The 24,232-nt window shown below is 71.9% G+C and carries 25 protein-coding genes, 1 pseudogene and 1 riboswitch; of the genes and pseudogenes, 10 read left to right on the top strand and 16 right to left on the bottom strand.

Annotated elements, in window-relative coordinates; translation table 11 throughout:
• Positions 1–16 precede the first annotated feature (16 nt).
• A riboswitch (cobalamin riboswitch) is annotated at positions 17–151 on the top strand.
• 41 nt (positions 152–192) lie between these two features.
• Positions 193–3,825: a cobaltochelatase subunit CobN gene (gene cobN, locus SGA01_RS37230; protein WP_141302546.1), complete on the top strand. Its 3,633-nt coding sequence runs from the start codon at positions 193–195 to the stop codon at positions 3,823–3,825.
• Between the two features lie 122 nt (positions 3,826–3,947).
• On the opposite strand, the pseudogene SGA01_RS37225 reads toward cobN, so the two are convergent.
• Positions 3,948–4,250: pseudogene (locus SGA01_RS37225) on the bottom strand (GNAT family N-acetyltransferase); the annotation flags it as partial.
• A 66-nt stretch (positions 4,251–4,316) separates the two neighbouring features.
• Positions 4,317–4,646: a hypothetical protein gene (locus tag SGA01_RS37220; RefSeq protein WP_141302542.1), complete on the bottom strand. Its 330-nt coding sequence runs from the start codon at positions 4,644–4,646 to the stop codon at positions 4,317–4,319.
• 317 nt (positions 4,647–4,963) lie between these two features.
• Here SGA01_RS37220 and SGA01_RS37210 point away from each other — a divergent pair, with 317 nt between their 5' ends.
• The gene (locus tag SGA01_RS37210; protein WP_308699085.1) at positions 4,964–5,563 is read left to right on the top strand and encodes a hypothetical protein; all 600 of its coding nucleotides are present in this window, start codon (positions 4,964–4,966) and stop codon (positions 5,561–5,563) included.
• Here the strand turns inward: SGA01_RS37210 and SGA01_RS37205 are convergent.
• The 3 genes from SGA01_RS37205 to SGA01_RS37195 all read right to left on the bottom strand — a co-directional run bounded on the left by SGA01_RS37205 (position 5,541) and on the right by SGA01_RS37195 (position 7,652).
• The gene (locus tag SGA01_RS37205; protein ID WP_141302540.1) at positions 5,541–6,074 is read right to left on the bottom strand and encodes an NUDIX hydrolase; all 534 of its coding nucleotides are present in this window, start codon (positions 6,072–6,074) and stop codon (positions 5,541–5,543) included. The genes SGA01_RS37210 and SGA01_RS37205 overlap by 23 nt on opposite strands.
• Positions 6,075–6,190: 116 nt before the next feature.
• Positions 6,191–6,568 carry a helix-turn-helix domain-containing protein gene (locus SGA01_RS37200; protein ID WP_141302538.1) on the bottom strand — a complete coding sequence of 126 codons (378 nt, stop codon included), beginning with the start codon at positions 6,566–6,568 and terminating at the stop codon, positions 6,191–6,193.
• Positions 6,569–7,304: 736 nt separating this feature from the next.
• The gene (locus SGA01_RS37195) at positions 7,305–7,652 is read right to left on the bottom strand and encodes a DoxX family protein (protein WP_141302536.1); all 348 of its coding nucleotides are present in this window, start codon (positions 7,650–7,652) and stop codon (positions 7,305–7,307) included.
• 92 nt (positions 7,653–7,744) lie between these two features.
• On the opposite strand from SGA01_RS37195, the gene SGA01_RS37190 reads away from it, so the two are divergent.
• Positions 7,745–8,182: a MarR family winged helix-turn-helix transcriptional regulator gene (locus SGA01_RS37190; RefSeq protein ID WP_229918489.1), complete on the top strand. Its 438-nt coding sequence runs from the start codon at positions 7,745–7,747 to the stop codon at positions 8,180–8,182.
• 22 nt (positions 8,183–8,204) lie between these two features.
• Here SGA01_RS37190 and SGA01_RS37185 read toward each other — a convergent pair whose 3' ends face one another.
• The 3 genes from SGA01_RS37185 to SGA01_RS37175 form a co-directional block, all read right to left on the bottom strand.
• Positions 8,205–8,534 (bottom strand): hypothetical protein, encoded by a 330-nt coding sequence (locus SGA01_RS37185; RefSeq protein ID WP_141302532.1) that lies wholly within the window; start codon positions 8,532–8,534, stop codon positions 8,205–8,207.
• Between the two features lie 423 nt (positions 8,535–8,957).
• Complete coding sequence (locus SGA01_RS37180; RefSeq protein WP_141302530.1) at positions 8,958–9,938, bottom strand: nucleoside hydrolase; 981 nt, start codon at positions 9,936–9,938, stop codon at positions 8,958–8,960.
• A gap of 79 nt (positions 9,939–10,017) precedes the next feature.
• On the bottom strand, positions 10,018–11,001 hold the full coding sequence (locus SGA01_RS37175; protein ID WP_141302528.1) for a S8 family serine peptidase: 984 nt from the start codon (positions 10,999–11,001) through the stop codon (positions 10,018–10,020).
• A 121-nt stretch (positions 11,002–11,122) separates the two neighbouring features.
• Here SGA01_RS37175 and SGA01_RS37170 point away from each other — a divergent pair, with 121 nt between their 5' ends.
• Positions 11,123–12,085, top strand: a complete 963-nt coding sequence (locus tag SGA01_RS37170) for a DUF1648 domain-containing protein (RefSeq protein ID WP_141302526.1) — start codon at positions 11,123–11,125, stop codon at positions 12,083–12,085.
• Positions 12,086–12,087: 2 nt separating this feature from the next.
• Positions 12,088–12,444, top strand: coding sequence for a GntR family transcriptional regulator (locus SGA01_RS37165; RefSeq protein WP_055642577.1), 357 nt, complete (start codon positions 12,088–12,090; stop codon positions 12,442–12,444).
• On the opposite strand, the gene SGA01_RS37160 is transcribed toward SGA01_RS37165, so the two are convergent.
• Positions 12,437–13,009, bottom strand: coding sequence for a histidine phosphatase family protein (locus SGA01_RS37160; protein ID WP_308699083.1), 573 nt, complete (start codon positions 13,007–13,009; stop codon positions 12,437–12,439). The two genes, SGA01_RS37165 and SGA01_RS37160, sit on opposite strands and share 8 nt — an antisense overlap.
• Before the next feature lie 330 nt (positions 13,010–13,339).
• Here SGA01_RS37160 and SGA01_RS37155 point away from each other — a divergent pair, with 330 nt between their 5' ends.
• Together SGA01_RS37155 and SGA01_RS37150 are read left to right on the top strand one after the other, a co-directional pair.
• Entirely contained in the window at positions 13,340–13,567 is a 228-nt protein-coding gene (locus tag SGA01_RS37155) for a CbtB domain-containing protein (RefSeq protein ID WP_055642578.1), read from the top strand.
• A 23-nt stretch (positions 13,568–13,590) separates the two neighbouring features.
• Complete coding sequence (locus tag SGA01_RS37150) at positions 13,591–14,394, top strand: CbtA family protein (protein WP_141302524.1); 804 nt, start codon at positions 13,591–13,593, stop codon at positions 14,392–14,394.
• Positions 14,395–14,526: 132 nt separating this feature from the next.
• On the opposite strand, the gene SGA01_RS37145 is transcribed toward SGA01_RS37150, so the two are convergent.
• On the bottom strand, positions 14,527–15,489 hold the full coding sequence (locus SGA01_RS37145; protein ID WP_141302522.1) for a D-2-hydroxyacid dehydrogenase family protein: 963 nt from the start codon (positions 15,487–15,489) through the stop codon (positions 14,527–14,529).
• 139 nt (positions 15,490–15,628) lie between these two features.
• Here SGA01_RS37145 and SGA01_RS37140 point away from each other — a divergent pair, with 139 nt between their 5' ends.
• A complete protein-coding gene (locus SGA01_RS37140) occupies positions 15,629–16,915 on the top strand; it encodes a hypothetical protein (protein ID WP_141302520.1) in 1,287 nt (428 codons plus the stop codon).
• On the opposite strand, the gene SGA01_RS37135 is transcribed toward SGA01_RS37140, so the two are convergent.
• From SGA01_RS37135 to SGA01_RS37115, 5 genes are all read right to left on the bottom strand, one after another.
• Positions 16,906–18,162 carry a threonine/serine exporter family protein gene (locus SGA01_RS37135; RefSeq protein ID WP_141302518.1) on the bottom strand — a complete coding sequence of 419 codons (1,257 nt, stop codon included), beginning with the start codon at positions 18,160–18,162 and terminating at the stop codon, positions 16,906–16,908. The two genes, SGA01_RS37140 and SGA01_RS37135, sit on opposite strands and share 10 nt — an antisense overlap.
• Positions 18,163–18,172: 10 nt before the next feature.
• Positions 18,173–18,613 (bottom strand): hypothetical protein, encoded by a 441-nt coding sequence (locus tag SGA01_RS37130; protein WP_141302516.1) that lies wholly within the window; start codon positions 18,611–18,613, stop codon positions 18,173–18,175.
• The gene (gene gadC / locus SGA01_RS37125) at positions 18,610–20,073 is read right to left on the bottom strand and encodes a glutamate/gamma-aminobutyrate antiporter GadC (RefSeq protein ID WP_141302514.1); all 1,464 of its coding nucleotides are present in this window, start codon (positions 20,071–20,073) and stop codon (positions 18,610–18,612) included. The genes SGA01_RS37130 and gadC overlap by 4 nt, the downstream gene beginning before the upstream one ends.
• A 221-nt stretch (positions 20,074–20,294) precedes the next feature.
• Positions 20,295–20,471, bottom strand: coding sequence for a TetR/AcrR family transcriptional regulator C-terminal domain-containing protein (locus SGA01_RS37120; RefSeq protein WP_229918490.1), 177 nt, complete (start codon positions 20,469–20,471; stop codon positions 20,295–20,297).
• Between the two features lie 42 nt (positions 20,472–20,513).
• Positions 20,514–21,425, bottom strand: a complete 912-nt coding sequence (locus tag SGA01_RS37115; protein WP_141302560.1) for a helix-turn-helix domain-containing protein — start codon at positions 21,423–21,425, stop codon at positions 20,514–20,516.
• A gap of 153 nt (positions 21,426–21,578) precedes the next feature.
• Here SGA01_RS37115 and SGA01_RS37110 point away from each other — a divergent pair, with 153 nt between their 5' ends.
• On the top strand, positions 21,579–22,181 hold the full coding sequence (locus SGA01_RS37110; protein WP_055642585.1) for an MBL fold metallo-hydrolase: 603 nt from the start codon (positions 21,579–21,581) through the stop codon (positions 22,179–22,181).
• Between the two features lie 84 nt (positions 22,182–22,265).
• Here the strand turns inward: SGA01_RS37110 and SGA01_RS37105 are convergent, their stop codons facing one another.
• Positions 22,266–22,457: an antitoxin gene (locus SGA01_RS37105; RefSeq protein ID WP_141302513.1), complete on the bottom strand. Its 192-nt coding sequence runs from the start codon at positions 22,455–22,457 to the stop codon at positions 22,266–22,268.
• Between the two features lie 601 nt (positions 22,458–23,058).
• Between SGA01_RS37105 and SGA01_RS37100 the strand changes: the two genes are divergently transcribed.
• The coding region (locus SGA01_RS37100) for an AMP-binding protein (protein ID WP_255325362.1) at positions 23,059–24,232 on the top strand (1,174 nt) is incomplete at its 3' end.

Here is a 24,232-nt window from a genome sequence, read left to right as displayed (position 1 = left end):
CCGCCGACGCCACGATCTAGGATGCAGATCGGCATGGGGTCCCAGGACCCCGGGGAGGAAGCCCGGTGAGAATCCGGCGCGGTCCCGCCACTGTGAGCCCGTACCGGCGACGGTACGGGTGAGTCAGGAACTCCCGCCGTCCACACGACCACCCGGGGCGCGGACAACCCCGAGGAAGGGCCTGCGCTCGCCATGCTTCTGCTGCTGTCGCACTCCGACACCGACCTGCTCAGCGCCCGCGCGGCGAACGCCGCCTCCGCCGGAACCGGCGGCCCGGTGGAGTACCGCTTCGCCAACCCCTCCCGGCGGCCCCTCGCCGAGCTTCCCGGCCTCCTCGACGGCGTCGACCTCGTCGTCGTCCGCCTCCTGGGCGGCATCCGCTCCTGGGAGGAGGGGATCGACGCGATCCGCGCCACCGGGAAGCCGGTCGTCGTGCTCAGCGGCGAACAGGCCCCCGACGCGCAGCTGATGGAGACGTCGACCGTCCCCGTCGGCGTCGCCACCGAGGCGCACGCCTACCTCGCGCACGGCGGCCCCGCGAACCTGGAGCAGCTGGCCCGCTTCCTCTCCGACACCGTCCTCCTCACCGGCCACGGCTTCGAGGCCCCGGCCGCCGCCCCCACCTGGGGCCCGCTGGAGCGCACGGCCCGGCCGACGGACGGCCCGACGATCGCGGTGCTCTACTACCGCGCCCACCACATGAGCGGGAACACCGCCTTCGTGGACACCCTCTGCTCGGCGGTCGAGGACGCGGGCGCGCGGGCGCTCCCGCTGTACGTGGCGTCCCTGCGGGCCCCCGAGCCCGAGCTGCTCGACCGGCTCCGTACCGCCGACGCGATCGTCACCACCGTCCTCGCGGCGGGCGGCACCAAGCCCGCCGAGGCGCAGGCCGGCGGCGACGAGGAGGCCTGGGACGCGGGCGCGCTCGCCGCGCTCGACGTGCCGATCCTCCAGGCGCTGTGCCTGACCGGTTCGCGGGAGAACTGGGAGGAGAACGACGAGGGCCTGTCGCCGCTGGACGCGGCCAGCCAGGTCGCCGTGCCCGAGTTCGACGGCCGGCTCATCACCGTCCCGTTCTCCTTCAAGGAGATCGACGCGGACGGCCTGCCCGCGTACGTCGCGGACGCCGAGCGCGCCGCCCGCGTCGCCGGGATCGCGGTCCGTCACGCGCGCCTGCGGCACATCCCGAACGCCGAGAAGAAGCTGGCGCTCGTCCTCTCCGCGTACCCGACGAAGCACTCCCGCATCGGCAACGCGGTGGGCCTGGACACCCCGGCCTCCGCCGTGGCCCTCCTGCGCCGGCTGATCGCCGAGGGGTACGACTTCGGTCCGATCGAGGACCTCCCGGGCCTGGTCTCCGGCGACGGCGACGAGCTGATCTACGCCCTCATCGAGGCCGGCGGCCACGACCAGGACTGGCTCACCGAGGAGCAGCTCGCCCGGAACCCGGTCCGCATCCCGGCCGCCGACTACAAGCGCTGGTACGCCGAACTCCCCGCCGAGCTGCGGTCGGACGTCGAGGAGCACTGGGGCCCGGCCCCGGGCGAGATGTTCCTGGACCGCTCCCGCAACCCGGAGGGCGACATCGTCCTCGCCGCCCTGCGCCGCGGGAACCTGCTGATCCTCATCCAGCCGCCGCGCGGCTTCGGCGAGAACCCGATCGCGATCTACCACGACCCCGATCTGCCGCCGTCCCACCACTACCTGGCCGCCTACCGCTGGATCGCCGCCCGTGCCGAGGACGGCGGCTTCGGCGCCGACGCCATGGTCCACCTGGGCAAGCACGGCAACCTGGAGTGGCTGCCCGGCAAGAACGCCGGCCTGTCCGCCGCCTGCGGCCCGGACGCGGCCCTCGGCGACATCCCTCTCGTCTACCCCTTCCTCGTCAACGACCCGGGCGAGGGCACGCAGGCCAAGCGGCGCGTCCACGCGACCCTCGTCGACCACCTGGTGCCGCCGATGGCGCGCGCCGAGTCCTACGGCGACATCGCACGCCTGGAGCAGCTCCTCGACGAGTACGCGCAGATCTCGTCCATGGACCCGTCCAAGCTGCCTTCGATCCGCGCGCAGATCTGGACGCTGATCCAGGCGGCCAAGCTCGACCACGACCTGGGGCTCCAGGACCGTCCGGAGGACGACGGCTTCGACGACTTCCTGCTGCACGTCGACGGCTGGCTGTGCGAGGTCAAGGACGCCCAGATCCGCGACGGCCTGCACGTCCTCGGCGGCGCCCCGGAGGGCGAGGCCCGGGTCAACCTGGTCCTCTCGATCCTCCGCGCCCGCCAGATCTGGGGCGGTACGCAGGCACTCCTCGGCCTCCGCGAGGCCCTGGGTCTCGACGAGTCGGCCGCGACCCGGACGACCGCCGACGAGGCGGAGGCGACGGCGCGCGAGCTGGTCGAGGCGATGGAGGCCGCGGGCTGGTCGGTGGACGCGGTCCCGACGGTCGCCGCCGCCCACGGCCCCGAGGTGGCGGACGTCCTCCGCTTCGCCTGCGAGCAGGTCGTGCCGCGCCTCGCCGCGACCACCGACGAGCTGACCCACGCCGTGCACGCCCTGAACGGCGGCTTCGTCCCCGCGGGCCCGTCCGGCTCCCCGCTGCGCGGTCTGGTCAACGTCCTGCCGACGGGCCGCAACTTCTACTCGGTCGACCCGAAGGCCGTGCCGTCCCGCCTCGCGTGGGAGACGGGCCAGGCCCTCGCCGACTCGCTCCTGGAGCGCTACCGCACCGACAACGGCGAGTGGCCGACCTCGGTGGGCCTCTCCCTGTGGGGGACGAGCGCGATGCGGACCGCCGGCGACGACGTGGCCGAGGCGCTCGCCCTGCTCGGCGTCCGCCCGCTCTGGGACGACGCCTCGCGCCGTGTGAACGGCCTGGAGCCGATCCCGCTCGCCGAGCTCGGCCGCCCCCGCGTGGACGTCACCCTCCGCATCTCCGGTTTCTTCCGCGACGCGTTCCCGCACGTCATCGGTCTCCTCGACGATGCCGTACGCCTGGTCGCGGGCCTCGACGAGCCGGCCTCGGACAACTACGTCCGGGCGCACGCGCAGGCCGACCTGGCCGAGCACGGCGACGAGCGGCGCGCCACGACCCGTATCTTCGGCTCCCGCCCCGGTACGTACGGCGCGGGCATCCTCCAGCTGATCGACAGCCGCGACTGGCGCACGGACGCCGACCTCGCGGAGGTCTACACGGTCTGGGGCGGCTACGCCTACGGCCGCGGTCTCGAAGGCCGTCCGGCCCGCGAGGAGATGGAGACCGCCTACAAGCGGATCGCGGTCGCGGCGAAGAACACGGACACCCGTGAGCACGACATCGCGGACTCCGACGACTACTTCCAGTACCACGGCGGCATGGTGGCGACCGTCCGCGCGCTGAAGGGCACGGCCCCCGAGGCGTACATCGGCGACTCCACCCGCCCGGAGACGGTCCGCACCCGCACGCTGGTCGAGGAGACCTCCCGGGTCTTCCGGGCCCGCGTGGTCAACCCGCGCTGGATCGAGGCGATGCGCCGCCACGGCTACAAGGGCGCGTTCGAACTCGCGGCGACGGTCGACTACCTCTTCGGCTACGACGCCACGACGGGCGTGGTCGCCGACTGGATGTACGACAAGCTCACCCAGGAGTACGTCCTGGACGCGGACAACCAGGCCTTCCTGAAGGAAGCCAACCCCTGGGCCCTGCACGGCATCGCGGAACGCCTCCTCGAAGCCGAGTCCCGCGGCATGTGGGAGAAGCCGGACCCGGAGACCCTGGCCGCCCTGCGCCAGGTCTTCCTGGAGACGGAAGGCGACCTGGAGGGCGAGGGCTCCGACGAGGAGTAACCCTCCTCGGGTAGGGCGCAACCCTTCTCCGGAAGGGAGCGTCCCTACCTAAGTCCGCGTGGTCTCCGAAGGCCCCGCTCACCGCACGGGGGTCGGTGGGCGGGGCCTTCGGCATGCGCCTCTCAGGCCCATGTGGTGTGGCTGAAGCCGAGGGAGGCCAATCCTTCGGCCTGGCACAGCCGGTCGGAGGGGCCGTCGAGCTCGGTCTGGAGGAGCTGGTAGGCGGCGCCGTGGGACTGGCCCCAGTGCATCGCCGCCCGCCACAGTACGCGGCCCAGGCCTTGTCCTCGGACCTCGGGCAGGACGGCGAAGTACTGGGGCATGAGCTGAGGGCGTCCCCTGGCATCGGTGCGCACCTCCATGGGACCGATCGCGCCCACGATGCGGTCCTCGACGACGGCGGCAAGGACCGGGCCGCACCCGCCGGGTCTGCATTCCGTCATGAGGGTCGGGGCGGGCGACGAGGAACGTGCCATCGTCCGGGCTCGTGATCAGTTGTGGCACGAGACCTCCTCCAGGGTGTCTTCCCAGGTGTGCAGCTCGGGGTGGTCGGCGAACAGACAGCAGCCCTCACCGTCAGGACCCGGGGCGACCACCGGGCAATCCGACAGCATGACCAGGCCCACTTCGGTCCTCTTCTGCCAGCGGAGCCACAAAGCGGTCCCGTACTCGCCGAGATCGTCGAGGAGGCCGTAGTGCTCACCGTCGTCGTGCGCGGACAACTGGCACTGCACAGCCCTGTCGACGCACTCGGCGGCCGACCTCTCCCGCGCTTCCCGCGCCAGGTCCAGGGGCACCCGGCGCCAGTGCCTGCACCGCATCAGGACACCAGCGACAGAGAGCCGGCGGAGTTCCGGTCCGCGCACCGACGGCACGCGCACCAAGGGAAGCCGACAGGGTTGTCCGGGAGCACCGGGTCGTTCCCCACGCGGACCTCGATGAGAGGCCCCCACGTTCGGCCGGAGTCGCGTGAGACTCGCAGCGTCATCCGTACGTCGTTCTGTCCGTTCGCCATGGCAAGGAGCATCGCGATCCGCATGCTTGGCCAGAAAGGCCAAGCGGATTACCCAACGTGGGTAACATCGCCCTCGGTTGACCAAGAGCAGCGATCCGTAGCCCTCACGCCGGAGCGTGCCCGATGCCCGAGCCACCCAGCTCGAAGGAACTCCCGGTCAGCCTGCTCACGGACCCGGTGATGATCGGGGCATGCCAGGTCAGAGACTTCGGCCGCGTCTTTCAGCTGGTCAAAGCGCGAGCAGGTATCTACCCGTCGATGATCGCGCGCCGCTGCGACCTCACCCCCAGCCGTGTCGGCGAGGTGATCGCGGGGCGGCGGCAGCTGCTGCACATGGACGTGATCGAGCGGATCTCTGATGGACTGCGCATCCCCGGCCACATGCTCGGCCTGGCGCGGCGCTCGTGGGAGACGCCTCGGAACCTGACCGTCACCCCACGAGAACTCCCGGAGGAACCCACCCCCGCCGAAGCGCAGTTGGCCGCGGGTTGCCTTCTGGCTCGCCCGCACTCAGCTCCAGCGTGGCAAGCTCGACGAGGCGTGCCACACCGCCATGGCGCACTGGCCCCGGCGGCGGCCGTCAGCTCGCAACGAGTCGCCGGCCACCTCAGGGAGTTCTACGAACAGCTGGAGCCCTACCGTCGGGAACCGGTCGCCATGGCGTTCGAGTCCCGGCTTCGGGAAATACTCCCCCGACAGGTCAGCGGATCGACTCGTCCATGAGTACGTACAGCAGCCCGACGAGGGAGCCGCTGCTGACGATCTCGCGTCGGTCGATCATGCCCCGCACATCGGCCAGGGGGATCCACTCGATGCGGTCCGACTCGTTCTTCTCGGTCGGCGGACCCTCGTACGTCGCCCCATCGGCCCGGAAGATGTGGTGTTGAGAGTCGGTGATGCCGTTGGCAGGCTCGGCGTAGATCAGCGGCTTGATCGGGCCGGGGCGCCAGCCGGTCTCTTCCAACACCTCACGGGCCGCCGCGTCAGCCGGCGTCTCCCCCTCCTCGACCAGACCCATGGGCAGCTCCCACGCCCAGGCGTCCGTGATGAAGCGGTGCCGCCACATCATCAGCACCTCACGCCGCTCGTTGACCACGGCAGCCACCGCCAGGTGCCGGAGCTTGACGACGTGGTGCTCCCAGCGGTTCCCGTCCGGCGTCTCGACGTCGGTGAGCCACAGGTTCACCCAGCTGTTCTCGTAGATCGGACGTTCACCGTGGATCTTCCACTGCATCGCTGCGGCCCCTCTCGATCGACCTCCAGCATCGCAGAGGAGCCGCCAACTAAGGCTGACTAGGGCTAGGTTCGACGAGGATTCACGTCAGGGTGACGAATAGCGGTGAGTAGGCCCTATCCGGCGGAGTCGTCGCCACCCTTGATGACGGTGAGATCGGCGGGGCGGTTGGCGGCGTACGGGTCGGGAACGTCGTCGGGGATGTTCCGCACGGCCTGCGTCTGGGCGGCGCCGTTGCCGTTGAACAGGAGGTCGGCCCGGATGCGCCAGTCACGGCCGTCGGGGTAGATGAAGCCGTTCTCCGCGAGCTGCCTGAGACCGCGCGACACCGAAGGCTGGGACATGCCGCACTGCTCGGCGAACTTGGCCTGGCTCTCGACGCGGACGAGGCCGTGATCCTTGCGGTTCTGCAGGGCGCTCATCTTGTGGAACAGCTTGTACGCCGAGACGCTGAGGGGGGCGTCGGCGAGGGCCTGGTGTGCGTCGTATCCCATGGTGGTGAACCCTCCTCCTCGGAAGAACAGGCCGGCGGCAGCCTGGACCGACGAGTGCACGGTGAGGTCTTGAACCTCGCCAGTGCTGCGGTTGACAGTTTCGAGCCGCGTGACTCGCCGGGCCGCACGCACAGGCTACCTCCAGGGGTGAATAGGACGCTTGCGCTGACGTGAGGTTCTCATTCAGCAATGACATGCTATGCAGCCACGCATCATCTAGTTGGGTTTTTGGTAAACCTCTATTCACTTCTGCATGACCGGACTGCAGAGCTGCAAGGTGATCTTGAGGTTCGCGCAGGTGAGAGCCGAGTCGGGGCTCCGCCGTCTTTATAGGTAAAGGGGCCCGCCGTACCTCCCGCCCGCCGGGCACCCGGTGGGCGGGGCGATGTGCCCGGCCTGCGGCCGTCTCGGGGTGCTCGCCGTTTGTAAGGAAGCGTGGCTGATGCCGGGACGGGGCTGATGGAGGCATACGTGACGGACGGCCGTTCGGCTTTCCCGCCGCCGTGGCGTGCTTTCCGTGGCTGAGGTCTTCGGGGGTGGAAGGGTGTTCACGTCGGGAGTCTTCTGTGCCGGCCGTCGGGAGTGGAGGAGTAAACGGCAGTAGTGGGAAGGGTGTTGTGGTCGACGGCGTGGTTGTCGGGTGCCGGCCCGCCGTTGCGGATGGGTGACCACCGGCGTGCCGCCCGGGTGGCCGGGACCTGCGCGGGAAGACGCCGTCGGTCTCGGTGGCGCTCGGCTATGCGGACGCTATGCGCAGGATCAGGGCGGCCGTCGCCAGGAGGGTGAGGACGGCGACCGGGGCGATCTCGTAGTCCTTCGCCCGCAGGTGGGTGAGGATGCCGCCGGCCATGTAGAGGGTCACGCCGGTCGCCGCCGCCATGCCGAGTGGGGCCACGGCGAGGCCTGCGAGGAGGCCGATCGCGCCTGCGGCCTTCGCCGTCGCTAGCCAGGGGAGCCAGGAGTCGGGCACGCCGAGCTTGGTCATGTTGCCGGTGATCTGCGGGTTCCGCGCGAAGGTCAGGAAGGCGGAGGCGGAGAGTGCGAAGGCCAGCAGTGCGGCGACGGCGGCGTAGCCGATGAACATGGAGGTGCTCCGATGGTGTGAGTGGCTTAATCGTTGAACGGTATCAACGATTCATCTCGCTCCACAATAGGGCCGCTGTTACCGTGGACGGCATGGCAGCTCTCCCGACCGATCGCCTCGGCTTCCTCCTCTCCTTCCGGGGGGAGCTCACCGGTGCGCGCCTCCGTGCCGCCCTGGGTGTCGTGGGATTGCATCCGCGGAACGCGATGACGTTGATGCAGCTCGCCCCGGGGGCCATGAGCCAGCGGGAGCTGGCCGCCGCGATGGAGGTCGACCCCAGCCAACTCGTGGCGATCCTCAATGAGTTGGAATCCGAAGGGCTGGCCGAGCGGCGGCGCGACCCGGCCGACCGGCGTCGTCACATCGTGGAGATCACGCCCGCCGGTACCGAGGCCCTGGAGCGGGTCGACTCGGCGGTGAGCGCGGCGGAGCGCGAGCTGTTCGGGGATCTGACCGAGGCCGAACAGGTCCTGCTGCGAGGGTTGTTGGACCGGGTCGTCGTCGATCCGGCCCACCATGAGTGCGGTTAGGGCGCTTCCTTCGGAAGTCCCCTCAGTAGGTACCGCGCCAGATGGTCAGCTTGAGCCGGACGAAGCCCGCGTCACGGCCGCCGCCGGTCAGCTCGGCCAAGGCGATGAGTCCCGTAGGTGCGATGACGCAGAAGCGGGCGCCCACGTCCATCCAGACGCTGACCTCGTTCGTGAATCGGGTGACGGTGCTGCACGTCTCGTAGCTGCCCGATTCCTTTCGGTCGAGGAGGACGAACTGTGCCGAATCGGTTTCGAGGTGGCTTGAGTACCAGTAGATCTCCCGCTGATCGTCGCGGCTGACGGGGCGCAGCTTGTCGAGGGCGAAGCCGTAGTCCTCGGTGAGGTCGACCATGTGGATCTTGTAGACATCGGACGGCTTTCCCGTCGGTGCCGGGGTGGTGCTGGGTGACGGAGGGGGAGTCGTCGTAGGCGTAGGCGACGCACTCGCTGTCGTGGTCTCCACGGTAGGCGGGGTCGCGCTCACCGTCGGCGCCGTCTTGGGGGTGGCCGTAGGCGAGTGCACGAACACCGGCAACCCGAGGAATCCCAGCAGCAGCCCGGCCACGCCCGTCGCGGCAGAGATCCATGCGGGTGCGTCGGAGAAGCGCCTGCGCCGAGGCGGATCGTCGGCGGGAGCCGGTTGCGGCGCCGGAGGCTGCGTAGGCGGTTCGGGCATGGTCGTCATGGCTCTCCCCCCAGAGTCCCGTGTGAACGTGCCGCATTCTGCGCCGGTCGAATCCTCCCCACGACGCGAAAGTGCGAGGTTGGCCGAAACTCAGGGGGTGGGTCGGGTGCTGCCCAGTACGCGTACCGCCTCCACGATCAGGTCCCAGAAGCCGTCGGCGTCGACCTCCATCCCCACCTCCGCGTTGGGTGGCAGGCCCGTCACCCCGTCCAGGTCGACGACCGTCGCGCCGCGGGTCCACGTCCCCGTCAGCTCCACCCGCACCGCCGCCCGCACCAGGCTGACCAGCGACGGGTCGATGAGGTGCGCCACGGTCAGCGGGTCGTGCAGCGGCGGTGTGTCGAAGCCGTACACCTCGCGGTAGGTCGACGCGAAGTAGGTGAGCAGCTCCACGCAGAGGCGGCTCAGTGGGGTGCCGAGTGCCGCCAGCCGGCTCAGGACCTCCGGGGTGGCCCTTACCTGGTGGGTGGCGTTGAGGCCGAACATCGTCACCGGCACTCCGCAGCCGAAGACGATGTCGGCCGCCTCCGGGTCGCAGAGGATGTTGAACTCGGCCGCGGGCGTGGTGTTTCCGCGCTCCGCCGAGCCGCCCATCAGGACGATCCGCTCGATGCGGTCCGCCAGCCGCGGGTACGCGAGGAGCAGCGTCGCGATGTTCGTCAGCGGGCCCGTCGGGACGAGGGTGACCGGGGCCGGGTGGGCGGTGAGGGTGTCCCGGAGGAGGGTCAGCGCGTCGCGTGGGTCCTGGGGGACGGTCGGTTCGCCGTGGCCGAAGCCCGCGCCCGGGCCCGATTCCCAGTTCGGGCCGTCCAGGCCCGAGCCGCCGTGGATGTTCTCGGCGATACGCGGCTTGCCGTGCAGCGGGCCCGCCGCGCCCGCCGCGATCGGCACGCCCCGGATCCCGGCGGCCTCGCACACCCGGCGGGCGTTGAGGGTGGTCTTCTCCAGCGACTGGTTGCCCGCGACGGTGGTGATCGCGAGCAGGTCGACGGAGGGGTGGGCGGCGGCCAGCAGGATGTTGAAGGCGTCGTCGTGACCGGGATCACAGTCGAGGATCACGGGTACGGGCATGTCTCCACCGTCCCACAGGAGCGGGCCGCCGTCACGGTTGCCGGGCGGGTGTCGGGCCGGGGGCGGGTGCCGGCCGTGCCTACTTGTTCTGTGCCGCCTTCACCGCCGCCGCCGCGTCGACGTTTCCGAGGCCGAGCTTGACGAGCTTCTGCGGGTTGGCCGCCGTGTCGCGGATGGTCTGCATGATCGCGTCCGGGGCCAGACCCTGCTGGTGCAGGAGCGCGGCCACGGCGGAGACGTACGGCGAGGCCATCGACGTACCGGAGAGCTTTCCGTACCCCGAGAGGTTCTTCAGGGTCTCCTTCGTCGTGTACGTGGGGAGCGTGGAGAGGATGTCGACGCCGGGGGCCGTCACGGCGTTCTGCGCGCCGAAGTTGGTGAAGGAGGCGGGGACGCCGGTCCGGTCGGCGGCGTTGACGACGAGGACCGGGGTGTCGACCTTGTACGGCTGCAGCGCGGTGGAGTCGTTGCCCGCGGCGGCGACGACGACCGCGCCCTTGCCGTTGGCGTGGGTGATGGCCTGGTTGAGGATGCCGCCCTTGAGGAGGCGGGCCATCAGGCCGGACTCGCCCAGGGAGAGGTTGATGACGTCGGCGCCGTGGTCGGCGGCCCAGACGATGCCCTTGGTGATGTTCGCGTCGGTGCCGCTGCCGTCGGCGCCGAGCACCCGCACCGGCATGATCTTGGCGCCGGGCGCGCCGCCCGCGACCCCGATGCCGTCGTCGGTGTGGGCGGCGGCGATGCCGGAGACGTGCGTGCCGTGGCCGTTGAGGTCCTTGGGCTCGTCGTCGTCGTCGACGAAGTCGTAGCCGTCGACGAGCCGCCCCTTGAGGTCCGGGTGGTCGAGGTCGGCGCCGGTGTCGACGACGGCGATGACCGTGTCGTCGCCCTTCGACCTGGACCACGCGTCCGGCATGTTCAGCGCGTCGAGACCCCACTGCTGGCCCCGCAGCGGGTCGGGCTTGTCGTCCTCGTCGCTGCCGCAGCCCGTGGCGAACGCGGCGGTGAGCACGGCGAGGGCGGTGAGGGCGGCGAAGGTGGCGGTGGTGGGCCGGCGGCGCATGAAGTCTCCCCATTTGTCTGCGTTTGGCCCAGTCAACAGCGGGTGCGGAGCGCGCGCATCTCGGAGATCATCCGCACGCAATCCGCATTGTTCTAGTAGAGTGCGAACAATGGAGGTTTTCATGAACCGTGCCACGCCTCGTCTCCGCGCGCTCGCCGCGCTCCCCTTCGTACTCGCCCTCGCCGTCCACCTGTTGCTCTTCGCCCGCTGGCGCGACGAGCTGCCCGCCGAACTCGCCACCCACTTCTCCGTCGGGGGAGAGGCCGACGGCTGGACCGGCCCGACCGCCTACGTCCTCATCAGTACGGCCCTGCTCCTCGGCCTCGCCGCCGGCTGGACCGCTTTCGTCCGACGCCGGTACCTGTGGGCGGCCTTCGCCACCGCGGGCTTCGCCGGCGGGCTCCTCGTCCAGCTCCTCCGCGCCAACCGCGTCGACGAGTTCGAGGTTGTGGTCTTCTCTCCCGGCATGGATCTCGGGGTGGCCCTGGCGGTCGCCGTCGTGGCCGCCGGCGCCGGCTGGGCGCTCACCTCGCTCGTCCCGGAGGAGCCGCCGGTCCCTGGTCAGGAGGGTGAGGACGGACCGGCCGCGGACGGCCCCCGGCTCCCGCTCGCCTCCGGCGAGACCGCCCGCTGGTCCAAGGACACCGGCTCCCGGGCGCTGACCGTCCTCTCGGTGCTCGCCCTCGCCGCGGCCCCCGTCACCCTGCTCGTCGCCACCTGGCCCGACGCCCTGCTCGGCCTGCTCGGCCTCGTCATCGGCGTGCCGGGGCTCGCCCTCGCCCGCGTCCGGGTCACCGTCGACCGGCACGGCCTCACCGTCCGCTCCGCCCTCGCCCCCCGCCCCCGCGTCCGGGTCCCGCTCGACGGCGTCGAGGGCGCGAGCGTCCGCGAGATCGACGCCGTCGGGGACTTCGGCGGCTGGGGCTACCGGGTGCGGGCCCACCGCACCGGCGTGGTGCTGCGCTCCGGCGAGGCCCTCGTCGTACGGCGGGACGGCGGCCGTGAGTTCGCGGTGACCGTGCCCGACGCGCGCACCGCCGCCGCCCTCCTGAACACGCTGGTCGAGCGGCATGGGAAGGTCTGACCGTGCTCTTCCGCGTCGACCCGGCCTCCTCCGTCCCCCTCGGCGACCAGATCGCCGCCTGCGTCCGCGGGGCGCTCGCCGACGGCTCCGCCGAGCCCGGCGAACGCCTCCCGGCCGCCCGGGAGCTCGCCGACTCCCTGGGCGTCAACGTCCACACCGTGCTCCGCGGCTACCAGCGGCTGCGCGAGGAGGGCCTCATCGAGCTCCGCCGGGGCCGGGGTGCCGTCATCGTCCCCGGCGTCGCCGCCCCCGACCGCGCCCGGCTCGTCTCCCGGCTGCGCGAGGCGGCGGCGGAGGCCCGCGAACTGGGCCTGACGGAGGCGGAGTTCCTGGAGCTCGCCCGTACCAGCCTCAGCTGACCGGCTCCGTCGGGCCGGTGCCCCGGCTCAGTACGGAGCCGAGGCCGACGTTCCAGCGGCCCGCGCGGCCCGTCAGCTCGACCGACGACAAGGGGCGCACGTCCAGGCGCCAGAAGGCGGCCTCCGGCGCGCCGACGGCGTGCGCGACGGCCGCCCGGATCACGTCCGGCTCGACGACGGCCCAGACCCGGCCCGACTCCAGGGCGCCCAGCCAGTCGGCGACCCGCGCGCGCAGGGCCCGCAGGGACTCGCCGCCGTGCGGGGTCGCGTCCGGGTCCGAGAGCCAGGCCGCGACCGACTCCGCCTCCTCGGCGGCGAGTTCGTCCAGGCTGCGGCCCCGCCACCGGCCCATCGCGCACCCCGCGAGCGCCGCCACCTCCTCGGCCCCCGTCAGGCCGAGGAGTTCGGCCGTGCCCCGGCAGCGCGGGGAAGGCGAGGTGAGGACCCGGGCCGACCTCCCGAGGCACACCGGATCGGCCCGCACGGGCTCCACCGCGGAGCCGTCGTCGAAGCGGGCCTCCCGCTGGGCCGCGCTCATGGCCGGGGCGACCAGGACGAGCCGCACGGTCCGCTCCGGCGGAGGCGCGTGCGACGGACCGTGCGAGGGGGCGCGTGTAGGGGCGCTCGGGGGCGTGTTCGGGGGCGTGTTCACAGGTGATACATCCCTCAGTGGTCGGTCGTCCGTCCGTACGCCCTTGGCGCGGTCCGACGGGCGCGGTACGGTCACGGCGACAATTCCAGAGACCGACGACGGCGACACGGAAGTCCGGTGCAAAACCGGCACGGTCGCGCCACTGTGAGCCGGCCCGGCATCCCCGGGACCCGGTGAGTCAGACCCGACGACCGTCGTCGCGCACCACCGTACTGGGACGCGAGTTCCCGAGGAGGTACCGCCATGGCCGAGGCCGTCGCCCCGTCCGTCACCCCCACCACCCCTGTCGTGCTGCCGGTTTCCCTGCCGGTCCGCACCGTGCTGCCCTGGGCCCTTTTCGCCGGGCTCCTGGCGCTGGTCGCGCTCTACTTCGTCGGCGCCGAGCAGGGCGCCCTCTCCGTCTTCGCGGGCAGCGATGTCCACGAGTGGGTCCACGACGGCCGTCATCTGCTCGGCTTCCCCTGCCACTGAACGCGGTAGAGGAGCTCACGCACATGAACGACACCAAGTCCTCCGTCGTGGGGAGACTGCTGGTCCGCGGCATGCTCGCGGGCCTGATCGCCGGACTGTTCGCCTTCGCCCTCGCGTACGTCGCCGGTGAGCCGTCCGTCGACGCCTCGATCGCCGTCGAGGAGGCCGCCGCGGCGGCCGAGCACGCGGGCCACGGAGCGGCCGCCGCCGCGGAGCCGGAAGAGGAGGAGCTCGTCAGCCGGGCCGTCCAGTCCACGGCAGGCCTGGCCACCGGCGTCCTCGTCTACGGCGTCGCGCTCGGAGGCATCGCCTCCCTCGCGTTCGCCTTCGTCCTCGGGCGCGTCGGCCGGTTCACGCCGAAGGCGACCGCCGCGCTCGTCGCGGCCGCCGCCTTCACCACCGTCTACCTCGTGCCGTTCCTGAAGTACCCGGCGACCCCGCCGGCTGTCGGCAACCCGGACACCATCGGGAAGCGCACCACGCTCTTCTTCCTGATGATCCTGCTGAGCGTCCTGCTCGGCGTCGCCGCGGTCGTCCTCGGCCGCCGCCTCGCCCCGCGCCTCGGGAACTGGAACGCGACCCTCGTCGCCGGGGCCGGCTTCGCCGTCGCCGTCGCCGTGGCCTGCGCGTTCCTGCCGGGCAACGACGACGCGGTGCAGGCCGGCTTCCCGGCCGCCGTGCTGTGGGAGTTCCGGCTCGCCACCCTCGGGATCCAGGCGGTCCTGTGGGCGGTCTTCGCGGTCGCCTTCGGGACTCTGGCGCAGCGACTGCTCGCCCCCGAGACCGTGCGCGCCGCCGCGACCAGGGAGACGGTCCCGGCGGCCTGAGACACCCTTGGCCGGGGCCGAACTCGGCCCCGGCCAGGCTCGGCCCCGGCCAGGCTCAGCTCCGGCCAGGCTCAGCTCCGGCCCCGGCCCCGGCCCGGCCCCGGTCAGGCTCCGGCCCGGCTCGGCCCCGGTTCAGCTCAGCTCGCGCACCGGGGCGCCCGCCAGGAACGCCTCGATGTCCTCGACCGCCTGCCCGAAGTAGCGGCCGTAGTTGCCCTCCGTCACGTATCCCAGGTGAGGGAGGGCCAGGACGTTCGGCAGGGTCCGCAGGGGGTCGTCGGCCGGCAGCGGCTCGGTCTCGAAGACGTCGAGCCCGGCCCCCGCGATCCACCCCTCGCGCAGCGCCCGCAGCAGCGCCCCGCCGTCGACGAGCCCCGCCCGCGAGGTGTTCACGAGATACGCGGACGGGCGCATCGCCCGCAGCTCGGGCTCCCCGATCAGGCCCCGGGTGCGGTCGGAGAGCACCAGGTGCAGGGAGACGAAGTCGCTGCTCCCGAGCAGCTCCCGCCGGTCCTTCGCGAGCCGTACGCCGTGCTCGGCGGCCCGCTCCTCCGTCAGGTTCGGGCTCCAGGCGTGGACGTCCATGCCGAAGGCGAGGCCGATCCGGGCGACCCGGCCGCCGATCTTGCCGAGGCCGACGAGGCCGAGGGTCCGGCCGGCCAGGTCGGCGCCGACGGTGGACTGCCAGGGACCGCCCTCGCGCAGCGCCTGCGCCTCGGTCCGTACGTGCCGGGCGAGGCCCAGGAGCAGGGCCCAGGTCAGCTCGGTGGGCGGCTCGGAGCTGCTGGCGGTGCCGCACACCGTGATGCCCCGGGCGCGGGCGGCGGCGACGTCGACGGAGGCGTTCCGCAGCCCGGAGGTGACGATCAGCCGGAGCCGGGGGAGCCGGTCGAGGAGCGCGGCGTCGACGGGGGTCCGCTCGCGCATGACGACGAGGAACTCGCAGTCCTCGACGGCCGCGACGAGCGCGTCCCGGTCGGTGAGGTGCTCGCGCAGGACGCGGACCTCGACCCGCCCGGCGAGCGGGCTCCAGTCGGCGGAGGAGAGGGCGACGCCCTGGTAGTCGTCGAGTACGGCGCAACGCGGCAGATTCATGACCGCATGATCGCGGATGGGGCCGTACGACGGTCAGGTAGCGGTCCTCCGCCTGCCCGTCTTCCGTACCTCTCGGAGCGACAAAAGCACCCACCCCACGGAGAATTGCCTGAATTATCCCTTCAGGAGGGTTGGTGCCATGGACGCTTCCGGTGACCGTGCCGACGAGATCGCCGCGCTCCGGGCCCGGGTGGCCGCCCTCGAAGCGGACCACGCCGCCGCCCCATCGCCCCGCCACCGCCTCCGCTCCTTCTGCGCGGCCCTGCTGATCGTCATCGGCTGCGTCCTCGTCCCGCTGGGCATCGTCGCCTCCTGGACCTCGGACATCGTCGGCGACACCGACCGGTACGTGCAGACGGTCGCCCCGCTCGCCGAGGACCCCGCCGTCCAGGCCGCCGTCACCGACCGGGTGACGAACGCCGTCATGGACCACATCGACCTGGCCTCCCTCCTGGAGGGCGTCGCGCCCGACCAGCGGCCCCTGGTGCAGAAGGCACTCGGCAGGCTGGGCGGCTCCCTGGAGAGCTCGGTCGCCAGCTTCGTCCGCGACCGGGCGCAGGACGTGGTCGGCTCCCAGGCCTTCGCGACCCTCTGGACCGATGCCAACCGCGCGATCCACACCTCCGTCGACCGGGCCCTGACCGGCAGCGACGACGGCGCCGTGAAGATCGAGACGGATTCGGTGACCCTCGACCTGGCGCCGGTCATCGACCGGGTGAAGGAGCGGCTCGTCGACTCCGGGCTCACGGTCGCCGCCAAGATCCCGGAGATCCACACCGACTTCACGATCCTCAGGTCCGACGACATCGGCAAGGTGAAGACCGGCTTCTCCCTGCTCCAGCTGATGGGCGTGTGGCTGCCGGTGATCGCCGTCCTCCTCGTCGCGGGCGGGGTGCTGCTCGCCGCCCGCCGGCGCCGCACCCTGGTCGCCGCGGCCCTCGGCGTCGCCTTCGCCGCGATCGTCCTCGGCGCCGCGCTCACCGTCTTCCGCCCGGTCTACCTCAATGCCCTCCCCGTCGGCGTCTCCCCGGCCGCGGCGGGCTCCGTCTACGACACCCTGATCCGCTATCTCCGCACCTCGGTACGGGTGTACGCGGTCCTCGGCGTGCTGGTCGCCCTCGCCGCCTGGCTCTCCGGGCCGAGCCGCCCCGCCGTCCTGACCCGCGGCCTCTGGCACTCCGGCATCAGCGCCACCCGCGCCACCGCCGACCGCGCGGGGATGCGCCTCGGCCCCGTCGGCCCCTTCGTCCGCCGGTACCGCACCTGGATCACCTGGATCCTGGTCGCGGGGGCCGCCGCGGCCTGTGTCTTCTGGCCGCACCCCACCGGCTGGGTCGTCGTCGGACTCGCCCTCGCGCTGCTCTTCGCCCTCGCGGTGACGGCCTTCCTGGCGGAGGAGCCGACGGAGAGCGCCGATCAGGCCTGAAGGCCCCGGGCCGGTACGAGCGCCGCGCCCGCGAGCAGGCCGACCGCGATCGTCGTGACGATCGTGACGAAGTCCATGAGGTCGTGGAAGCCGTGCAGGACGTGACCGCCGGCCAGGGAGGTGAGCGCCCGCAGGCCGAGCGAGCCGACGGTGAGGGTGAAGAGGCCGCCCAGGAAGAGGACGAGCCGGGGCGGCCGTCCGGGCGGCCGGGCGAGCAGGTCCGCCGTGGCCGCGAGGGCCGCCGCGGCGACGAAGGTGCCCACGACCTCCCCGGCCAGGGCCGTGCCCGCCGCCTGCACGCCGAGCGCCAGATAGACCAGGCCGACCACCCAGCCCGCGAGCCGCCACGGCACTTCGAAGGCGAGGATCAGGCCCAGTGTGAACACCGCCCAGCTCGCCACCACGACCCACCGGGACAGGTCCGTGTCCTGCGCGGTGTCGAAGAGCGCGTCGGTCGAGGTGCCGGTGGCGGCGACCCCGATGAGCACGCCCACGTACAGCTGGAGGAGCAGGACGAGGGCGTAGACGAGGCGGACGGCGCCGGTCGTCAGGAAGCCGCCGACGAGCTCGGCGGTGGCGGCGCTGAGCAGGTCGCCGGGCACGAAGAAGAACAGCGCCGGAAGCATGATCAGTACGGGTCCGCCGTGGCCGTGCTCCGGCCGGAGCAGCCCCAGGGTCACCAGGGACACCAGGGTGGCGGCGACGAGCGGCAGGACGCGGGCGAGGCGCGGGCGCCGCTCCGACAGGACGGTCAGCGCCGCGACCAGGGCGGCGAGCAGGGCGGTGGTGCCGATCTCGTACCAGGTCGGCTGGACGGCGGGCGCGAACCCGAGGGAGAACAGCACGATGCCGACGCCCCGGGCCCAGCGGGGCACCGGGGAGGGCAGCGTCTCGATCCGCCGGAGCCCGGCCGCCGCCTCGGACAGGGCCGGCCGGGTGTCCCGCAGACGCTCGACGAACTCCTTGAGGGCGACGACCCGGTCGAGCCGTGCGACGTCGGGGAAGGCCGTGACGGTCGAGGTGAGGGTGCGGCCCCCGGCGGTCACCGAGAGGACGGCCCCGTCGGCGACGAGCACCGTCTCGGCCCGCCCGCCGTACGTCCGGGCGATCCCCCGGACGACCCGGTCGACCCCCTCCGCGCCCTCCCCGCTGAACCGCAGCGTGAACCGGGTGAGTTCACGGAGGAAGCCGTGGAGGGCGTCGGGGTCGTGGTTCTCCTGCTGCTGCTCCGGTATCGGAGCCGTCATGCCGCGTGCCTCACCGGCGGACGGTGTCGTCGGTCTTGAGGTCGTTCAGGGCGTCCTCGAAGTCGTCGAGCTCGTCGGGGCAGTAGACCTGGAGGACGATCCGCTCGGCTTCGACAGCCTTGGTGTCGGTGATAACGGGCCGCATCCCGGGGCCGGTGGCCCCGTTCGACTGCTGGATCTTCCACAGCGCCGTCTTCAGGGCGCTGCCCGGATCCTCGCAGACCTGGCCGCCGTCCGTGCCGAGCAGCCGCTCGATGGTGTCGGTGTCGGGGGGCGCGGAGTAGCCGGCTTCGAGCAGGGCGTCCTGGAGCTGGTTGGCCTTGGAGAGGGATTCGTTGTCCCTCTTCACGCTCGTATAGCGGATGAGGCCGGTGATGATGAGGCCGACGAGGATCGCGATCGCGCCCCAGTAGACCCATTTGTGCTCGGAGGCGAAGCGGGTGGGACTCATGCCTGCTCTCCCTCGCTCGAAGCGGTGACGGGGGCCGTCTTCCAGCTCGGCTTGCGGAACTTCAGGAAGGCCCACGGGATCAGGAAGCCCAGGATGACGAGGCCGCCGCCGACGATGGCGATGTACGCCCAGACGCTGCCGCTGCCGAACTGGGAGCTCGGGACGAAGCCGATGCACAGCGCGGCGAGCGAGGCGAGCAGACCGACGACGCACAGCACGCGCAGCGCGGGTGCGCGGTAGCCGCGGGGGTGGTCGGGCTGGGTCTTCCGCAACCGGATCGCCGCGGCGAACATCAGCAGGTAGACGATCAGGTACACCTGTGTGGTGATGACCGAGAAGATCCAGTAGGCGCTGGAGACGTTCGGGATCAGCGCGTATCCCAGGGCGATGATCGTGGTGACGATGCCCTGGGTGACCAGGATGTTCTGCTGGATGCCGTTCTTGTTCAGCTTCTGAAGGAACGGCGGCAGGTAGCCCTCCTGGCGGGAGATCTCAAGGAGGCCCTTGGAGGGGCCCGCGAGCCAGGTGAGCATGCCGGCGAGGGAGGCGGACACCAGGGCGACGGCGGCGATCGGGGTGAGCCAGCCGATGTTGAAGTACGAGAAGAAGGCGTCGAACGCCTGCATCACGCCTGCCGTGAGGCTGAGCTGGTCGGCGGGCACGACCCAGCTGATGGCGAGCGCCGGCAGGATGAAGATCAGCAGCACCAGACCCATCGCCAGGAACATCGACTTGGGGTACTCCTTCGCCGGGTCCTTGAGCGAGGAGACGTGCACGGCGTTCATCTCCATGCCGGAGTACGACAGGAAGTTGTTGACGATCAGGACGAGGCTGGCCAGGCCCGTCCACTGCGGGAGGAGGTTCGAGGCGGTCATCGGGGCGGCCGAGGGGTTGCCCTGGGCGAGGAAGACCATGCCGAGGACCACCAGCAGGGTGCCGGGGATCAGGGTGCCGATGATCAGGCCCCCACTGGCCAGTCCGGCCAGTGCCTTCGTGCCGCGCGAGGAGACCCACACGCCCGACCAGTAGAGGACCACGATGACGATCGCGGTGTACGGGCCGTTGGAGGCGAGCGCTGGGTCGATGATGTACGCGATGGTGGACGCGACGAATCCGAGCAGGCTCGGATAGTAGAAGATCGTCATCGCGAACTGGCACCACACGGCCAGGAATCCGAGCGGCTTCGACAGGCCCTCCGAGACCCACCGGTACACGCCGCCGTTCCAGCCGGAGGCGAGCTCCGCGGAGACCAGCGCGGTCGGCAGCAGGAACACGATCGCCGGGACGAGATAGAGGAACACGCAGGCCAGGCCGTAGACGGCCATGGTGGGCGCGGCCCGCAGACTCGCCACCGACGCGGTAGTCATCAGGGCAAGGGTCACCCAGGTGAGCGTGGTGGGCGCCGGCCGTGTCGCCGCCCGCGGCCTGGGTACGTCGGCCGGTGTGTCGATGCTGCTCATGTGCGGAGCCCTCCCTGTGATCGCACGCTGACCTCAAGCTCGGTCGCGCGAGGGCCTCCCACAAGCGGAGCGCGTCCGGACGGGGGACACGGCGGCGCGTCCGGACGGGGGACACCGCCCGGCGCGTCGGGACGGGGTCCCGGTGCGCGGGCGCACCGGTCCCGTCGGCAGGCGGACCGTCAGGCCGGCAGACGGGCCGGTCAGGTTGCAGGCAGGGCCGGTCAGCCCGGCAGACGGGCCGTCAGGCCGTCGAGCAGCGCGGTGAGCCCGTACGCGAAGGTGTCGTCGGGGGCGTCGGCGTACCCGGTGCTCTCCGCGCCGGCCGCCTCGATACGGCTCCGCAGCCGCGGGAACCGGCCGGCGGCCTCGACGGCCTCCTTCATGGTGGCGGCGAACACCTCCTCGGCGTCGCCGCCCTCGCGCTCGATGGTGCGGGTGAATCAGCCGATGGTGCGGGTGAAGGAGCGGCGGTACGAGCGGGGCGGGACTCCCCGGCGGCGGACGAACTGGGCGCGGAGCACGGCCGCGCTGCCGAAGCCGACCGCCCGGGCGATCTCCTCGACCGGCAGGTCCGTGGTCTCCAGGAGCTCCTCGGCGCGGCTGAGGCGCAGCCCGAGCAGCCAGGCGTGCGGGGTGGTGCCCGTGGAGGCGGCGAAGCGGCGGGCGAAGGAACGCCGGCTCATCAGGGCCCGGCGGGCCAGCTCGGCGACGGGGAGCGGCTCGTGGAGATGCTCGCGGGCCCAGTCGAGGACCCCGGAGAGCCGCTCGTCCTGACTGTCCTCGGGGACGGGGGTGGCCAGGTACTGGGCCTGGCCGCCGTCCCGGTGGGACGGGAGCACCAGGTCCCGGGCGATGGCGTTGGCCGTGGTGGCGCCGTACTCCCGCCGCAGGAGGTGCAGGCACAGGTCGAAGCCGGCGGCGGCGCCCGCGCCCGTGGCGACGCTGCCCTCGTCGACGTACAGGGCGTCGGGGTCGACGGTGACGTCCGGGTGGCGCTCGGCCAGGAGGCCCGCGAACCGCCAGTGGGTGGTGGCCCGCCGCCCGTCGAGGAGCCCGGCCGCGGCGAGCGCGAAGGCGCCGACGCAGTGGGCCGCGACCAGCGCGCCGCGCCCGTGGGCGGCGGTCAGCGCGTCGAGTACGGCGGGGGCCGGGGGCGTACGGAAGTCGTTCCAGGGCAGGGCGATGACGAGGTCGGCCGAGGCGAGCCGGTCCAGGCCGTGCTCGACGACGAGCGGCAGCCCGACATCGGTGCGGACCCGGCCGGGCCGGTCGGTGCACAGGGCGAAGTCGAAGCGCGGCAAGCCCTGTCCGCGGAAGTCGAACACCTCGGAGACGATGCCGGCGCCGAGCATGCCGACACCGGACGGGGCATAGGCGGCGACGGTCACGAAGGGCGGCACGGAAGGAGTCTGCCACGTGGCACGATTCCCGCTTGGCACGATTCACGCGATCGCTGGCAGCACGGCCACTCGTGAAGAGGCCGCCGGAAGCGAAGACTTGGGGTCATGAACACCAACGACGACGCGCCCCTCGGCCGCACCGCCCGCTACACGGTCCTGACCACCGGCTACACCCTCTCCACCGGCCCCGGGGTCGCCGCCACCGTCTCCTACGTCCACGACGGCGACCGGCACGTGATCGTCGACCCCGGCATGGTCGCCGGCCGCGACCGGATCCTCGGCCCGCTCGCCGAACTGGGCCTCGGCCCCGACGACATCACCGATGTCGTCCTCAGCCACCACCACCCCGACAACACCATGAACGTCGGCCTCTTCGGCCAGGCGCGCGTCCACGACCACAAGGCGATCTACGAGAACGACCAGTGGACCGACCGGGACGCCGAGGGCCACGAACTCACCCCGTCGCTGCGGCTGATCCGCACGCCCGGCCACAGCCGCGAGGACATCACGCTCCTCGCGGGCACCGACACCGAGGTCGTCGCCTTCGTGGGCGACCTCTGGTGGCGGCCGAACGGCCCGGTGGACGACCCGGTCGCCCCGGACCACACGGTCCTGCGCGACTCCCGGCTCCGGGTCCTCGCCGCCGCGGACGTCATCGTCCCCGGTCACGGCCCCGCCTTCCCGGCGGACGACACGGCGCCGCGCTAGCAGAGCAGAAGTCCCTCCGAACGACCGAGGCCCCGGGGTACGCACCCCGGGGCCTCGTCGGTCGTTCCGGCTCCTACGGGAGGCCTACTCCCTCGCGGGCGGCTGCTGGTCCTGCGTACCCAGCTGCTCGTTGATCTTCTGCTGGGCCGTATCGACCTGGCTCTGGTACTTGTTGCCCGTCTTGGCGTCGACGGCGTCGCCCGCCTTCTCGACGCCCTGGCGCGCGGTGTCCTCGTGGCCCTTGATCATGCCCTTGAGCTTGTCGAGCATGGACATCAGTTGTCCTCCTCACGAAAAGCCGACGCCCCCAGCATCCCGGTGATCCGGAGCTTCCGCATCCTGGCCGCGTCAGGACGGTTCATGTCGGTGCCGTTTCCGTCCAGCGGCCATGTCTTTCGCCCGCCCCGGGAGAACGCAAAACTGTGATCACCGGGGCAGCTCCCCGGAGATGACCAGGCAGTGTCGGCTGTCCGCATGCTGATGTCTGCACGCCGTCGGACGAGAACGAGAAACGAGGAAGGGGGGAAGTCAAGTGAACCGCGAGCCGTCCCATGACCGCCGCGCGACACGGATTTCCGCCGCCTTCTCGGACTCGGCCGACGGATCGGAAACGACAGCAAGAGGGTCGTAGGCAGCCGCCCTGACCTCGTACATCCCCGGTGGACGGAGCTCCGGCTCGCACCGACGGTAGCAATTCCCCTTCACGCCGAGGCTTTCTTCGCCATGCCCGCCCGGCGTGTCTCCGCCCTGTTCCCGGCGCTTCTCGCGCTGCGCTTTTCGATACCGGATCGGTGATGACGTGACGCTCTCCATGGAAATGATTTCGGCCGACACCCTCGCCCGACAGCGGGAATTCTGGCGGCGAAGGCTGGCAGGGGTGGAACCCCTGGAGTTCCCCACGGACCGGCCCCGGCCGCTGAGCCATCCCGGCGTCACCGACACCGTCCGCTTCGCCGTTCCCGCCGCCACGGCGGAGGGCCTGCGGAAGCTGGCGTCCGACCGGGACGCCTCCCTCTTCACGGCCGGCCTCGCGGGCCTCCAGGTGCTGCTGTCCCGCTGGTCGCGGCAGGACGACATCGCGGTCGGCACCCCCGCGCCTCACGCCGACGAGGAGTCCCCGAACACGCTGGTCATGCGTGCGGACCTCGCGGCGAACCCTTCCTTCACCGAACTCCTCGCCCAGGTGCGCGAGACGGAGCGCGACGCGTACGGGCACCAGGATCTTCCCTTCGAGCGGATCGTCGAGGAGCTGGCCCCCGAGCGGGACCTCTCGCGCAACGCCCTCTTCCAGGTCATGTACGCGCTCCACGACGCCACCGCCGCCCCGCACACCGCGTCCGCCGCCCCGCAGACGGCCGTGTGCGACCTGTCGCTGGTCCTCACCCCCACGGCCGACGGCGGCCTCACCGGCGAACTCGCCTACCCCGCAGAGCTGTTCGACCGCTCGACGGTCGAGCGACTGGCCGGCCACTACGTCACGCTCCTCGCCGCGGCGCTCGCCCACCCCGACCGCCCCGTCGGACACCTGGACGTCCTCGGCGCGCAGGAGCGGGAGCAGCTCCTCCGTACCTTCAACGACACCACCGTCCCGTACGAGGACGACACCACCGTCACCGCGCTCTTCGAGCGCCAGGCGGCCCGCACCCCCGACGCCGTGGCCGTCCTCTTCGGGGACACCCGTCTCTCGTACGCCGAGCTGAACGCCCGGGGAAACCGGCTGGCCCACCACCTGATGGACCGGGGCGTCACCGCCGGCGACCTCGTCACGGTGTGCGTGGACCGCGGCCCGGACATGATCGTGGCCCTCCTGGCCGTCATGAAGACCGGCGCCGCCTACGTCCCCCTCGACCCGGACTACCCGGCGGCCCGCCTGGAGTTCATGCTCTCCGACACCCGCGCCCCGCTGGTCGTCACGCAGTCGCACCTGGCCGACCGGCTCCCCGGCACCGCCGCGCACGTGCTGATCGACGCCGACTGGGACACCATCGCGGCGCACGCCGACACCGACCCCGCGCCGCGGTCGGGGCCGCAGGATCTCGCGTACATCATCT

The organism is Streptomyces gardneri (assembly GCF_006539185.1).
In the GTDB taxonomy this organism is placed as follows: domain Bacteria; phylum Actinomycetota; class Actinomycetes; order Streptomycetales; family Streptomycetaceae; genus Streptomyces; species Streptomyces gardneri.
The sequence above is the reverse complement of the archived record's forward strand: the minus strand, read 5'-3'. Positions and strand labels throughout refer to the sequence as shown.